Below are 13749 nucleotides of genomic sequence, written 5' to 3'. Positions count from 1 at the left end.
ACCCTACCCGCCCGCCTCCCGGACGAGTTCCACCAGCGTCGGGACGGCCTGGGTCAGCTCCTCCCGCGAGCAGGCCGCGTATCCGAGCGCGATGCCGTAGCGGACCGAGCGGCCGGCGTGGTGGCGCGCGAGCCCGTCGAGCAGCAGGCCGCGTCGCCGGGCCCGCCGCAACAGCTCCCGCTCGGCCGCCTCGGTCGGCATCGGGAGCACGACGTGCGCGCCCGCGTCGTCGCCGAGTACCGACACTCCCCCGGCTCGCAGCGCGTCCACGATCAGCACCCGCCGCTCGGACAGCTCGCGCCGCAGCCGCCGCAGGTGCCGCCCGAGGTCGCCGTGCCTGGCCAGCTCGACCAGCACCTGCTGACCGGCCGCCGCCGGCCCGGTGCCGGTGGTCTCCCGGTAGGCCAGCACCTCGGCGATCACCGCCGGCGGGCCGACCATCCAGCCGATGCCGAGCGTGGGCGTGAGGATCTTGCTCGTGGTGCCGAGGTGCACCACCACGTCGGGCGCGAGCGCGGCCAGCAGCGGCAGCGGGGCCACGTCGTAGCGCAGTTCGCCGTCGTAGTCGTCCTCGATCACCAGCCACCCCTCGCGGCGCGCGCGCTCGACCAGGGCGACCCGGCGGCTGGCCGACATCCGCCCGCCGAGCGGGTACTGGTGCGCGGGCGAGCAGTACACCGCGCGGGTGTTCGCCGGCACCGCGTCAACGACCAGCCCGGCGTCGTCCACCTCGGTCGGGATAACCGTGATCCCGGCGGCCCGCAGCGCGCCGACCGCCCGCTGGTAGCCCGGCTCCTCGACGGCCACGGTGTCGCCCTGGCGGAGTACCGAGGCGCCCAGCTCGGCCACCGCGGAACTGGTGCCGCCGGTCGCCAGTACCGACTCGGCCGGAGTGTCCACTTCGGACGTTCCGACGCGCAATCCCCTGTGCCGCAACAGGTGTTCCGCAACAACCGCACGGTAGGCCGGCAGTCCGGCGCGCTCGGGCCGGCGTAACGGCGACAGGTCGGCCGCCGCGCGCCAGGCCCGCCGCCACGCCGCCTTGTCCACCCCGCCGACCCATGGCGATCCCGGGGTCAGGTCGATCGCGTCGGCCATGACCGGCTTCGGTTCGCTTCGCCGGGCACGCTGCCGGCGCGCGCCCGGCGGCTCGGTGGTGACGTAGGTGCCGGACCCGTGCCGGCCGGCGATCCACCCCTCGGCGTGCAGTTGCTCGTAGGCGGCGGCGGTGACGGTCCGGCTCACGCCGAGCTGTTCGGCCAGCGAGCGGGTGGACGGCAGCCGGTCGCCACTGCGCAGCCGGCCGTCCGCCGCGGCGTCCCGCACGGCGTCGGCGAGCTGCACGGCCAGCGGCGTCGGGGTCTCGCGGTCGAGTGTTACGGGCAACGTCGGAGCGGCGGTGGGATCGGGACGCGACACGACGAGTGGCCTTTCGAAACTCGACAACAGTGGCACTAGCTTGATGCCACTTCGCGTCCGACGCTAGCAGTTGTGACCACCGAGCCGCTCTCCCCGACCGACCGCAGCACGATTCGTCGCGGCAAGAACCGAGCGGTGACAGACCGCCGTGCGTTGTACTCCGTGCTCGACGCGGGGCTCGTCTGCCATCTGGCGTTCGTCGCGGACGGCGCGCCGGTGGTACTCCCCACCGGCTACGGCCGCGACGGCGAGACGCTGTATCTCCACGGTTCCACCGGGGCACTCAGTCTGCGGCTCGGCGCGGAGACGGAACTGTGCGTCAACGTGACCCTGCTGGACGGGGTCGTCTACGCCCGCTCGGTCTTCCACTTCTCCGTCAACTACCGGTCCGCGGTGGTGCACGGCAAGCCGAAGGTGCTGACCGACCGGGACGCGAAGCTGCATGGTCTGCGCGTGATCACCGAACACCTCGCGCCGGGTTCGTGGGACCACGCACGACAGCCGTCGAAGGTCGAGCTCGCCAAGACCGCGGTGCTGGCTCTCGACCTCGGCGAGGCCGCGGTGAAGATCCGCGACGGCGACCCCGTCGACGAACCAGAGGATGTCACCACGGAAGGCGTGTGGGCAGGCGTGCTTCCGCTGCGCCGGGCATGGGGCGCACCTGTTCCCGCTCCAGATCTCGCGTCCCCGACCGACGTGCCTTCACACGTCACTACGCGAGAAAAGCCTTAACTGGTGTCTGATAACTCGGGCAAGGCCGCCGCTCGTTCGGCTCCGCCGAAACGGGCTTGTGGTCGCTTTGCTCGGATAGTTGCGTCCGGAGGTGGTGGGCTGGGTTTCGTGGGTGGTTGCTAGAGACGCCTTCGGCGTGGCGGCGGTCGCCCTCGCCTTCTCAGGCCGACCTCGGCGCAGTTCTCAGACATGTTCTTAACTGTCAACGGGTTCCGGGCCGGTCAGCGCGTCCCGGTAGCTCGTCATCCGCCGCTCGGACCGGTACACGTGGATGGTGATCGCCGGGTCCACACCGGCATTGGTCACCTGGTGCACGTAGTTCGGCGCGAACACCCGCGACTGGCCGGTGGACAGCGTGTGCAGCACCTCGGCGCCCCGGCGGGCCACCCGTTCGGTGAGCACGCCGGAGACGACGGTGAACGCGCCGGTCGCCTCGCCGTGGTCGTGCAGGTCGGTGCCCTGGCCGGGCAGCCAGCTCATCAGCCACACCTCGTGCTCGTCGGTGTGCTCGACGAGTGCGCTGAACCGCTCGTCGGGGTCGTAGCGCAGCAGGTGGGCCCAGCGCGCGCGATCCTCGGCGAACGCGTGGGCGGTCAGGACGGGGTGGCTGGCCGCGCCGGTGCTCGTCGCGGCAATGGTGTTTTCGGGAACGGAGAACACGGGAGACTCTCTCGATGATGTTGCTGGCCGGCACCGCCGGACACGCCGGCGAGCCGAAGGACGGCTGGGATCACCGACAGAGACACAGCGCGCTGGCAACCCGGCCCAGGTCGATGTGACCTCGCCGGTCGCTCATGGCGCGCAGCAACATGCCGCGTATCCAAACAGCCGCCCCACCTGCGGTCAAACGGAGTCCACGTGCTGAGACAGCGCGGGACTCGCCAGTGCACAGCGCGGGACTCGCCGGTGCAGGGCGTGGGACTCGCGGGCGCTAGCCGAACAGCTCCACCGTGCTGAACGGGTCGCCGACGCGCGGGGCGCTCTCGTCGAGCTGGTCGAGCAACTGCATGTTGATCGCGCAGGCGCTCCGGCTGCCCGCTGTCGACGGCCCGCCGGCCCTCGGCGACCGGCAGGCCGCTGAGCCGGAAACCGTTGTCGCGGTACAGCTCCGCGGTCGCGATGTCGTGCAGTACCGCGCCGACACCGGCACGGTGACATCCCCACGGGCGCGGCTCCTCGGCTGTCCGATCCGACGTCACCAGCATGGCCGCACCGACCAGGGACCCCTCCCGGGCCGGTTACCCGCTACCGCTCCGGCTTGGTCTTGCGACCGATCAGCTCGCCGGCGACAGTCCTCGGGTCGAGCTGGTCGTGACACACCCGGTGTACCACGTCCGTGATCGGCATCTCCACGCCGTGCCGAAGCGCCAGCGCCCTGATCGACGAGCACGACTTCACGCCCTCGGCGACCTGTCCGTGCGCGGCCTCCAGCGCCTGCTCCAGCGTCTCGCCGCGGCCGAGCCGCTCGCCGAAGCTGCGGTTGCGGGCCAGCGGCGACGAGCACGACGCGACCAGGTCGCCCAGCCCGGCGAGCCCGGCGAAGGTGAGCGGGTCGGCGCCGAGTGCCGCGCCCAGACGGGCGGTCTCGGCCAGCCCTCGGGTGATCAGCGTGGCGATCGTGTTGTCGCCGAACCCGAGGCCGGTGGCCATGCCGCAGCTCAGCGCGATCACGTTCTTGCACGCGCCGCCCAGCTCGCAGCCGATCACGTCGGTGTTGGTGTACGGGCGGAAGTAGCCGGTGGTGCACGCCTCCTGCAGTTCGACCGCCCGGTCGTGGTCGACGCACGCGATCACGGCGGCGGTGGGCTGCTCCTGGGCGATCTCCGGCGCCAGGTTCGGCCCGGTGACCACGGCGACCTCGTGTTCGCCGACGCCGGCCACCTCGGTGATCACCTCGCTCATCCGCTTGAGGGTGCCGAGTTCCACGCCCTTGGCCAGACTGACGAGCGTGGATCCCTTGGGCAGCAAGGGTTTCCACGTCTCCAGGTTGTGCCGCAGGGTCTGGCTCGGTACGGCGAGTGCGACCGCGTCGGCGCCGTCCAGCGCGACCGCCGCGTCCGATGTGGACACCAGCTTGCCGGGCAGCCGGATCCCGGGCAGGTAGTCGGCGTTCTCCCGGCGGGTGTTGATCGCCTCGGCGATTTCGGGGCGGCGCGCCCACAGCACGACGTCACGGCCGGAGTCGGCGAGCACCTTGGCGAACGCCGTGCCCCACGACCCGGCGCCGAGTACCGCGATCCGCTCCAGCACGGCTCAGTCCTTGTCTTTCTCGCGCTTGGCCGAGGGCCGGTAGAACGCCTCGGGCACCGGCTCGTGCCTGATCTCGCCGAGCAGGTCCCGCACCCGTGTCATGATCAGGTCGGTGACCTCGCGCAGCACCTCGTTGGTGACCGGGCGGTTGCGGTACTCGGAGAGGTCGATGGGATCGCCGACCGAGGTGTAGAGCTTCTTGCGCGGCAGCGGGCGGAACTTCTTGGTGTAGCCGTTCCAGATGTGGTTGGTGCCCCAACGCGCGGCGGGGACGACCGGGATGTCGTTCTGCAGCGCCAGCCGGGCGACGCCGGTGTGGGCGCGCATCGGCCACCCGTCCGGGTCCTTGGTGATGGTGCCTTCGGGGTAGATCAGCACGAGCTTGCCGTTGGCCAGCGCCTCGTGTGCGGCCCTCAGGCTCTCCTGCGCGCTGGCCGTGCCCCGGTACACGGGGATGCCGCCGGAGCCGCCGAGGATCTTGCCGAAGATCGGTACGCGGAACAGGCTGTCCTTCGCGAGGAATCGCGGCACCCGCTTGTTGCGGTGCACGAAGACCGCGTCCACCGCGGGGTCCAGGTGCGAGACATGGTTCATGACGAGGAGTGCCGCCCCGTCGCGCGGGATCCGCTCCGTGTCGCGGTAGACGCTCTTGCCCATCCACGTCAGCGGGTAGAAGAGGACGGCGGCAGCGCCGACCCAGAATCCGCCCTTCTCGCGCTTGCCCAACTGGCTCCTCCTCGCGGTGACAGTGTGATCCCGGTGAGTCTCCCTGCGGCACACGGCCGCTGTCCACGCGGGTGCCTCCGATCAGCGAGGATGGTCATGTGAAACACACCGTCGACGTGCTGCTCGCGGTCAAGCCGCTCAGCCGCGCGAAGTCACGTCTGCGTGACGGGTACCCCGCTCCCGTCGGCGGACACGCGGGACTGGTGACGGCCATGGTGCTGGACACCGTGACGGCGGCGCGGCGTGCGCTCGGTGTCGGCCGAGTGCTCGTGGTGACGGACGATCATGCGCTGACCCAGCGGCTGCGCGAGCACGGAGTCGATTTCGTCGACGAGGGCACCGCCACTGATCTGAACGCGGCCCTGCGCCACGGCGAGCAGGTGCTGCGTGACCGAGGCCGAGGCGCGGTGATCGTCGGAGCCCTGCAAGCCGACCTCCCCGCACTCCGGCCCACCGAACTCGGCGAAGCACTGGCGTCGGCAGCCGGCCGGCGCGCCTACTGCGCCGACCACCACGGCGTCGGCACCACGTTGTTGATCGCGGCGCCCGGCGAGCCACTGGACCCGAGGTTCGGCGACGCCTCGGCGTTGGCGCACGCGGAGTCCGGCGCGGTGGAGCTGACCGGCTCGTGGCCGTCGCTGCGCCGGGACGTGGACACCGCCGAGGATCTGGCCGCCGCCAGTGCACTCGGCCTCGGCGAGCACACGGCGGCGGTGTACTCGCCGGCGCGCTGATCAGAAGGGTGGCGGGTCCGGATCGGCGATCGGCTCGGCGCGGACGGCGACTTCGTGTCCCAATGGGCTGCGGGTGATCACCACATCCGGTTCGGGTTGTTCGACCTGCCAGCCAGGCTTCTCCTTGCACAGGTTGTGCCGTTCGCAGCGTGGGTTCAGATTGCACAAACAGGTGCGGCCATGATCCGCGTGCCGGAGAGTGTGATCGATCTGGCACCGTGTGGCCGGCCTGTCACACCCGGGATGAGTACATCGGCGGAACCGCAATCGCACATTCTCGGCCATCGCCGCCGGCGGATACCGCTTCCTGCCCACATCAGTGATCACCCCGCTCGCCGGATCATAGAGAATTCGCCGCCACGTCGATTTCTCGTCGGCGGCCAACTTGCGCACGACTTGCGCGGGGAGTGTGTCGACGCCGAATAGCTCACCCGGCTTGTCATCACACCCAACAGCGTGGTGTGCGGCACGGTCACCCACACAATCGTCTTGATGTGCGACTGGTTCTCCCCGCACAAGTGATCCATCGCGACATCGAACCGCAGATTATCCAGGCTGCGCGCGTCGCCCTGCTGCTTCAACCGCCGCGCGTGTTGATCGATCCGCACATACGCGGGATACAACTGTTCGACCGGTCCTCGGATGCCGAGGAAGGCCTCGCCGTCGTCGTCCTGCGTGAAGGTGACACACCGGTCTTTGCGGCGCTGTTCGGCCCCGTCGGGGTCGACCTTGTTCACCCAATAGCGCACCTTGCGCTGAAACCGGGTGTAGTAATCCGGCGCATCCACCAACACACCCGCCTCCACCCGGGCAGCGTCCTCATCCGACAACGGCCGCGTCACCTCATACATCGCCCGAGCCTTCGCCCAATCAATCACACCCCGCCCCAACGCGGACAGGGTCTGCGGCAGCCGAGTCACCAACGCCTCAGCCATCACCACCTGATGCGAAGCGTGCCCCGGTGACCACTTCAACGCCTGCCCGATCTCCTCAGAGACGTTCTCGACCCCACCCCGCAGCTGGTTGTACCGGGCGAGCAGCCGAACCTCATCAGCACACAACGCAGCCTTATCCCGCTCAACAATCTCCAACTCCGCCACCGTGCTCGCCTCATCCGGCGAAAACAGCCCATCGCTAAAATCAAACTCAGGCTCGCCAAATACCCGAGGCGCGGCTACAAGAACCGCGTCCCAAGACATTTCCTCACCTATTACCAACACACCACAATCCTACCGCCGCCCAGCCCCAAAAACGTCACCCATTAAGGTGACCCACAAAGCAAAAGGCGTGCCCAAATCCCGTTGGCAAGGCGGTCGCCGGAACACCCGCGCACTGTGTCACACCAACCGGCGACCGCCGCGGCAGCCAAAACGCACAAAGTGCACTAACAGCACGAAAGAGAACCCGGCTCGCAAGGCCGACCCGCCATAGGACAAGCCATCCCCCAAACCGGATCCGGCACCACCGGCCGCACCGGCACCCGCGGCCGATCACCATCCCGAGCCGCCACCACCGGCTTAGCCTGCCCAGGCGACAACCGAAGCACGACCTCCTCCTGAGCAGCCATCGCCGTCGAAGCCCCAGGCGTCAGCTGCAAAATCTGCATCCCATGCGTCCAGTCCGCCACGAACGCGAACCCCTTGTACCACTTCGGCGTGAACGACTGCGCCCCCTCCGGCCGCCAGTACGCGATCTGCCGAGGATTGCGCGGATCGGAGACGTCGATGAACCGAGTCCCCTGCATGTAGTACGACTGCACCACAACCCGATCCTTCACGTCGAAATAGTGCGCCGAGCACGCGTTCTTCGGAATCGGACCAGTCCCGTCCTGATCGTGCGGCGACCAGATCCCCACGGTGTCCATGTAGTACGGCTGCTCCGGCGTGGCCCGCCACGAGTCACCGTCATGAGAGCCGCGCAGCGAGGAGATCACCAGCCGGCCCTTGTCCTGGCAGGTCTGGGAGAACGCCTCCTCGGTGGCCAGCACGAGACTGCCCGGCGGCGTCTGCCGCGACGGGATCGGCCCGTCGTGCAGCGTCGAGCCGACCGGGCGGAACGAGTTGTGGCTGAACGCGGTCGGCATGTCCGGCTTCGGCGACGCGCCGCCGGCGAACGGCACCGGGTGCGTCGCGGTGGCGAAGCGGAGGCGGTGCTGGACCGGATCCCAGCGCAGGCCGTCGGTCCAGTAGCCGCGAGTACCGCCGGTGCCGGCCACCCACGCCACGCCCTGCGCGTCCACCTGGACGTCGTGGGTCATGTGCGGCTGGCCCTGGTTGCGGTTCGTGTCGACGTACACGTCCGAGGTCACCGGGTGCGCGGGGTCGCGGATGTCGGTGACGAAGATCTTGCCGGTCTGCTGGTAGATGTCCGGAGGAACCGGCCCGCCGTCCGATCCGGCCGTCCACAGGTACCGGCAGTCGTTGACGCAACTGGTCGTGTGACCGGTGCCCATCGGCGCCCAGCTGATCACCTTGAGATTCGCCGGATCCGCGAAGGACAGGATGTACACGCCGGTCGGACGGTTCGGGCCGGGCGGGACACCGAGCGCGTTGCGTTCGCGCGCCATGAAGACGAGCTTGCGCTTGTGGTCGATCTCGACGTCCTCGTTCTCCCAGAAATTGTCCGCCGTCGGCTTGTCGCCGGGCAGGGCCAGCTCCTGGTTGGTGACGTGATCGAGTTCCACCGGTTTGTCCGGAGTGGACACGTCGAAGCTCTTGAGTCCGGTCTCGCCGGACAGCAGCATGACGTCGCGCCCACCCACGGTGGTGAAGTTGAACGACAGCCCGCCGACGGTGTTCGGCACCTGGTGCACCATGCGCACGTTGGCCGATGCCGGCGGCGGCGCCTTGTCCTCGGCCGGAGCCGGCGCGGGTGGCGGCGCCGGATTCTGGACGGCACCGGCCGTCCCCACTCCGCCGAGCCCGACGAAGCCCACGAATGCGGCGACCATGGCCGCCCGAAACGGTTTCATGGTGATCAGCGTCTCACCGCGTATTGGTCCAGACAAACATCGCTTCAGGCTGGTTTCAGCTTGGGACACCGACCATCCAGTGGAATTCACCCCAACGCCTGGGCGTCGCCATGTGGCGAACTCGGCTTCGTGGGAGACAATGTGCCCGTGGGTACCACCAACAACAACGACGGTCGGCAGACCAGCGTCGGCACGGCCGAGCCGGCTGCCGCCGCGCCGGCCAGTCCGCCGCCCGCCGATGTGCCGCCTGAGCAGCGTGGCGTGCCGTCCGCGCCGCCGGCCGTGACGCCGGTGGCGGCCACCGATCTGCCCGACGACCGGTACCTGAACCGCGAGCTGTCCTGGCTCGATTTCAACGCGCGCGTGCTCGCGCTCGCCGAGGACGCCTCCCAGCCGCTACTCGAACGCGCCAAGTTCCTGGCGATCTTCGCGTCCAATCTGGACGAGTTCTACATGGTCCGCGTCGCCGGACTGAAGCGCCGCGACGAGACCGGCCTGTCGGTCCGCAGCGCCGACGGGCTCACCCCGCGCGAGCAGTTGGCCTACATCTCCAAGCGCAACCAGGAGCTGGTCGAGCAGCACGCGGCCGCGTTCCACGAGCGGATTCGGCCGGAGCTGGCCAAGCACGGCATCACGATCGTGAGCTGGTCGGACCTGCAGGACAACGAGAAGCTGCGGCTGTCCAACTACTTCTCCGACCAGGTCTTCCCGGTGCTCACGCCACTCGCGGTGGACCCGGCGCACCCGTTCCCGTACATCTCCGGCCTGTCGCTCAACCTCGCGGTCACCGTGCGCGACCCGGAGGGCGGCACCGAGCGGTTCGCCCGGGTCAAGGTGCCCAACAACGTGCCGCGCCTGGTGTCGGTGAACGGCGCCGACGACACCGTGTTCCTGCCGCTGGAGGAGCTGATCGCCGCGCATCTCGGCGAGCTGTTCACCGGTATGGAGGTCACCGAGGTGCACGCGTTCCGGGTCACCCGCAACGCGGACTTCGAGGTCGAGGAGGACCGGGACGAGGACCTCCTGCAGGCGCTGGAGCGCGAACTGGCCCAGCGGCGGTTCGGCCCGCCGGTGCGGCTGGAGGTCGCCGCCGACACGAGCGAGCACATGCTGGAGCTGCTGCTGCGCGAGCTGGAGGTCGACCCGCACGACGTGGTGAACGTGCACGGGCTGCTCGACCTGTCCTGCCTGTGGCAGCTCTACGGCGTGGACCGCAAGGAACTCAAGGACTCGCCGCTGGTGCCGGCCACCCACCCGGCGTTCGGCGAGCGCGAGACGCCCAAGAGCGTGTTCGCCGCGCTGCGCGAGGGTGACGTGCTGGTGCACCACCCGTACGACTCGTTCTCCACGAGCGTGCAGCGGTTCATCGAGCAGGCGGCGATCGACCCGAAGGTGCTGGCGATCAAGCAGACGCTGTACCGCACCTCCGGCGACTCGCCGATCGTGGACGCGCTGATCGACGCGGCCGAGGCGGGCAAGCAGGTCGTGGCGCTGGTGGAGATCAAGGCGCGGTTCGACGAGCAGGCCAACATCAAGTGGGCACGCGCGCTGGAGAAGGCCGGCGTGCACGTGGTGTACGGGTTGGTCGGTCTCAAGACGCACTGCAAGACCGCGCTCGTGGTGCGCCAGGAAGGGTCGAACATCCGGCGCTACTGCCACATCGGCACCGGCAACTACAACCCGAAGACCGCGCGGCTGTACGAGGACATCGGCCTGCTCACCGCCGAGCCGGCGATCGGCGCGGACCTGACCGACCTGTTCAACGTGCTCACCGGGTACGCGCGGCAGGACACCTACCGCAGCCTGCTGGTCGCGCCGTACGGCGTGCGCCGCGGCATCGTCGAGCGGATCCAGGACGAGATCGAGCACGCGCGGCTCGGCCGGCAGGCCGGCGTGCGGATCAAGGTCAACTCGCTGGTGGACGAGCAGGTGATCGACGCGCTGTACCGGGCGTCGCAGGCGGGCGTCCCGGTCGACATCGTGGTGCGCGGGATCTGCGCGCTGAAACCGGGAATCGCCGGACTGTCGGACAACATCACGGTGCGCTCGATCCTCGGGCGGTTCCTCGAGCACTCGCGGGTGTTCCACTTCGCCGGCTGCGGCGAGCACTGGATCGGCAGCGCCGACATGATGCACCGCAACCTGGACCGGCGGGTCGAGGTGCAGGTGCGGGTGACCGATCCGGCGCTGACCGCCCAGCTCGACACGATGTTCGACTCCGCGCTCGATCCGACCACCCGGTGCTGGGTGCTCGGCGCCAACGGCGAGTGGGAGGCCTCCCCGGCTCGGGGTTCGACGGTCAGAGACCACCAAGCGGAGTTGCTCGCCAAGCACCGTGCCCAGGGGTGACCATGACGGACGTGGTCCGGGCCGCGGGTGCGGTGGTGTGGCGGATGGCCGGCGACGAGCCGGAGGTGGCCGTGGTGCACCGGCCCCGGTACGACGACTGGTCGCTGCCCAAGGGCAAGCTGGACGACGGTGAGACGGTGCCCGCCGCCGCGGTGCGCGAGGTGGCCGAGGAGACCGGTTTCGACGTCGTGCTCGGCCGGTCGCTCGGCCGCGCCGAGTACAGCGTGACCCGGCCGCGGCCAGGCCCGAAGACCGTGGACTACTTCGCCGCGCACGCCACGGGTGGCGAGTTCGCGCCGAACGACGAAGTGGACGAGCTGCGCTGGCTGTCGCCGGCCGACGCGGTGCGGCTGGTCGGCTACCCGCACGACGAGTCGATGTTGCAGGCGTTCGGCGCGCTGCCGGCCGAGTTGGCGATCGTGCTGCTGGTGCGGCACGCCAAGGCGGGTCGCCGTTCCGAGTGGACGGACGACGACTCGTTGCGGCCGCTCACCTCTGTCGGCCACGAGCAGGCGCGGGCACTGGCGGGCATGCTGCCGCTGTTCGGCGCCGACCGGGTGTTCTCCGCGCCGAGGGTGCGGTGCGTGCAGACCGTCCAGCCAGTGGCCGACGCGCTCGGCGTTCCGGTGACCGACGAGCGGCTGATGTCCGAAGAGGGCTACTGGCACGACGAGCGGACCGCGGTCGACTGCTTTCTGGAGATCGTCGGGCGCGGCGGTACGCCGGTGGTGTGCAGCCAGGGCGGCGCGATCCCGGACCTGGTCAACCGCCTCGCCGTGCGGGCCGGAATCCGGATGCACGACATACCGTCGAAGAAGGCGAGCACCTGGGTGCTCTCCTTCGAGTCCACAGTGGACGGACCGCGACTGGCCGCCGCCGACTACCTGCCAACTCCATTGCCGTGAATACCGTCGAGTAGAGCCAACTCGTCGCTGCTCAGCCGGAGATCGCCGGCCGCGATGTTCTCCTCCAGGTGTGCGGGATCGCCGGTGCCGGGGATGGCGAGTACGTGCCGGCCGCGGTGCAGGGTCCAGGCGAGCCGGATCTGTGCCGGGGTGGCGTTGTGCGCCTCGGCGACCTTGGCGACCTCGGCCCGGCCCGTGGTGTCCTGGCCTCCGTGCGGGACACCGGGAACCGAGGTCGCGACGGCGAAGAAGGGCACGAACGCGATGCCGTGCTCGGCGCACAGGTCGACCAGGTCGTCGTCCTGCCGATTGGTCAGGCCGTACCGGTTCTGCACGCAGACCACCGGTGCGATCGCCATGGCCTCGGTGAGCTGTTCGGCCACGATGTTGGAGATGCCGAGGTGGCGGATCAGGCCCGCGTCGCGCAGGTCCGCGAGCGCGCCGAAGTGCTCGGCCACCGACCCGGGCTCCTTGCCCATTCCGGCTCCCCAGCGCAGGTTCACGACGTCGAGGTGGTCCAGGCCGAGTTGGCGGATGTTCTCCTCGACCTGACCACGAAGTTGGTCGGGCCGCGCGTATTCGAATTCGCCGTCGCGGGAACGGCCAGCGCCGACCTTCGTGGTGAGCACCAACTCGTCGGGGTAGGGCTGTAGCGCCGTGCTGATCAACTCGTTCGCGGATCGAGTAGGCGTGAAGTAGAAGGACGCGGTGTCGATGTGGTTCACACCGAGTTCGATGGCGCGGAGCAGCACGGCGATCGCGTCCTCGCGGCTCTTGGGTTTCTCGTCCCAGGGCATGCCGGTCAACCGCATCGCGCCGAGGCCGATCCGGTTGATGGTGCGATCGCCGAGTTGCCAGGTGCCCGCGTTCTGGATATTCGTCATGCCACCAGAATCGCGTCGCGACGGCCCGCCGTCCGGGATTGGCAACAACCTGCCGAACTGGGCACCGCCGTTCCGGCACGGGCAGAATCGATGGTATGCGGACGAACGACATGGTGACCGTCGTGCACGGTGAACAGGAGCTGTTCCAGCGAGTCGGGCACATGTTCACGACCGTGACCGACCTCGCGTGTGCCGCCAACGACCTCGCGACCTGGGTGACCGACCACCGGTCCGACGAACACACGGCAGCTGTGGCACGGCGGTGCGGCGACATGCGCGTCCGCAAGATCTATCGGTCCGGCGTGCTGCTCGACTCGGTGTCGGCGCGGGAACTCGCGGACAGGCGCGACCGGTTCGGGGCACAGATTCGCATCACCACCGACGAGCTCAACGAGACGATCATCATGGACGGCCGTCTCGTGATCCTGGCCGGCAACCTCAACGCCGGTCAGCGCAGTTACAGCGTCATCACCCAGCCCGAGACCGTCGAGGGAGTGATGTCGCTGTTCGAGACGGCCTGGCGGTCGGCGACCGATCTCGCCGTTTACGACGCGAGGGTCTCCGAGATCCGCCAGCTCGCGCCCGCGGTGCTGGACCTTCTCAGCCGCGGAGTCAAGGACGAGACCGCCGCCAGGACACTCGACCTCGGCGTGCGCACCTACCGGCGCCGGGTGGCCGAGCTGATGTCCGCGCTGGGCGCCGAGTCACGCTTCCAAGCCGGTGTGCGAGCACGCGAACTCGGCTTGGTGTAGCCGATCCCGAGCACCTGGGCACTCTCC

Annotated in this window: 13 protein-coding genes; 5 read left to right on the top strand and 8 right to left on the bottom strand. The window is 69.4% G+C overall.

The window, feature by feature from the left end:
• Positions 1–3: 3 nt before the first annotated feature.
• Complete coding sequence (gene pdxR, locus EV193_RS15615) at positions 4–1386, bottom strand: MocR-like pyridoxine biosynthesis transcription factor PdxR (RefSeq protein WP_341273164.1); 1383 nt, start codon at positions 1384–1386, stop codon at positions 4–6.
• A gap of 105 nt (positions 1387–1491) precedes the next feature.
• On the opposite strand from pdxR, the gene EV193_RS15610 reads away from it, so the two are divergent.
• Positions 1492–2151 (top strand): pyridoxamine 5'-phosphate oxidase family protein, encoded by a 660-nt coding sequence (locus tag EV193_RS15610; RefSeq protein WP_130344824.1) that lies wholly within the window; start codon positions 1492–1494, stop codon positions 2149–2151.
• A 195-nt stretch (positions 2152–2346) separates the two neighbouring features.
• On the opposite strand, the gene EV193_RS15605 is transcribed toward EV193_RS15610, so the two are convergent.
• The 4 genes from EV193_RS15605 to EV193_RS15590 all read right to left on the bottom strand — a co-directional run bounded on the left by EV193_RS15605 (position 2347) and on the right by EV193_RS15590 (position 5127).
• Positions 2347–2811 (bottom strand): cysteine dioxygenase, encoded by a 465-nt coding sequence (locus tag EV193_RS15605; RefSeq protein WP_130344823.1) that lies wholly within the window; start codon positions 2809–2811, stop codon positions 2347–2349.
• Positions 2812–3082: 271 nt separating this feature from the next.
• Positions 3083–3301 carry a hypothetical protein gene (locus tag EV193_RS15600; RefSeq protein WP_130344822.1) on the bottom strand — a complete coding sequence of 73 codons (219 nt, stop codon included), beginning with the start codon at positions 3299–3301 and terminating at the stop codon, positions 3083–3085.
• Positions 3302–3396: 95 nt separating this feature from the next.
• Positions 3397–4398 (bottom strand): NAD(P)H-dependent glycerol-3-phosphate dehydrogenase, encoded by a 1002-nt coding sequence (locus EV193_RS15595; RefSeq protein ID WP_130344948.1) that lies wholly within the window; start codon positions 4396–4398, stop codon positions 3397–3399.
• Positions 4399–4404: 6 nt separating this feature from the next.
• Positions 4405–5127, bottom strand: coding sequence for a lysophospholipid acyltransferase family protein (locus EV193_RS15590; protein WP_130344821.1), 723 nt, complete (start codon positions 5125–5127; stop codon positions 4405–4407).
• Between the two features lie 98 nt (positions 5128–5225).
• Between EV193_RS15590 and cofC the strand changes: the two genes are divergently transcribed.
• Positions 5226–5861, top strand: a complete 636-nt coding sequence (cofC, locus tag EV193_RS15585; RefSeq protein WP_130344820.1) for a 2-phospho-L-lactate guanylyltransferase — start codon at positions 5226–5228, stop codon at positions 5859–5861.
• A gap of 323 nt (positions 5862–6184) precedes the next feature.
• On the opposite strand, the gene EV193_RS15580 is transcribed toward cofC, so the two are convergent.
• Positions 6185–7060, bottom strand: coding sequence for a DUF222 domain-containing protein (locus tag EV193_RS15580; protein WP_130344819.1), 876 nt, complete (start codon positions 7058–7060; stop codon positions 6185–6187).
• Between the two features lie 185 nt (positions 7061–7245).
• Positions 7246–8832, bottom strand: a complete 1587-nt coding sequence (locus EV193_RS15575; RefSeq protein ID WP_165401364.1) for an LVIVD repeat-containing protein — start codon at positions 8830–8832, stop codon at positions 7246–7248.
• Between the two features lie 240 nt (positions 8833–9072).
• On the opposite strand from EV193_RS15575, the gene EV193_RS15570 reads away from it, so the two are divergent.
• Both EV193_RS15570 and EV193_RS15565 read left to right on the top strand, forming a co-directional pair.
• A complete protein-coding gene (locus EV193_RS15570) occupies positions 9073–11181 on the top strand; it encodes an RNA degradosome polyphosphate kinase (protein ID WP_242613424.1) in 2109 nt (702 codons plus the stop codon).
• A 2-nt stretch (positions 11182–11183) separates the two neighbouring features.
• Positions 11184–12086 (top strand): NUDIX hydrolase, encoded by a 903-nt coding sequence (locus tag EV193_RS15565; RefSeq protein ID WP_130344816.1) that lies wholly within the window; start codon positions 11184–11186, stop codon positions 12084–12086.
• On the opposite strand, the gene EV193_RS15560 is transcribed toward EV193_RS15565, so the two are convergent.
• Positions 12062–12970: an oxidoreductase gene (locus tag EV193_RS15560; protein WP_130344815.1), complete on the bottom strand. Its 909-nt coding sequence runs from the start codon at positions 12968–12970 to the stop codon at positions 12062–12064. The two genes, EV193_RS15565 and EV193_RS15560, sit on opposite strands and share 25 nt — an antisense overlap.
• A 95-nt stretch (positions 12971–13065) precedes the next feature.
• Here EV193_RS15560 and EV193_RS15555 point away from each other — a divergent pair, with 95 nt between their 5' ends.
• A complete protein-coding gene (locus EV193_RS15555) occupies positions 13066–13722 on the top strand; it encodes a DNA-binding response regulator (RefSeq protein ID WP_242613406.1) in 657 nt (218 codons plus the stop codon).
• Positions 13723–13749 lie beyond the last annotated feature (27 nt).

The sequence above is a fragment of the Herbihabitans rhizosphaerae genome, assembly GCF_004216555.1.
Taxonomy (GTDB): domain Bacteria; phylum Actinomycetota; class Actinomycetes; order Mycobacteriales; family Pseudonocardiaceae; genus Herbihabitans; species Herbihabitans rhizosphaerae.
Note: the sequence above shows the minus strand (reverse complement) of the source record. Positions and strands in the feature narration are given on the sequence as shown.

What these genes read in the sequence shown, in the direction of transcription:
- EV193_RS15565 (WP_130344816.1), top strand. Translation starts at nt 11,184, where the DNA reads ATGACGGACGTGGTCCGGGCCGCGGGTGCGGTGGTGTGGCGGATGGCC.
- EV193_RS15560 (WP_130344815.1), bottom strand. Translation starts at nt 12,970, where the DNA reads ATGACGAATATCCAGAACGCGGGCACCTGGCAACTCGGCGATCGCACC.
- EV193_RS15575 (WP_165401364.1), bottom strand. Translation starts at nt 8,832, where the DNA reads ATGAAACCGTTTCGGGCGGCCATGGTCGCCGCATTCGTGGGCTTCGTC.
- EV193_RS15580 (WP_130344819.1), bottom strand. Translation starts at nt 7,060, where the DNA reads ATGTCTTGGGACGCGGTTCTTGTAGCCGCGCCTCGGGTATTTGGCGAG.
- EV193_RS15555 (WP_242613406.1), top strand. Translation starts at nt 13,066, where the DNA reads ATGCGGACGAACGACATGGTGACCGTCGTGCACGGTGAACAGGAGCTG.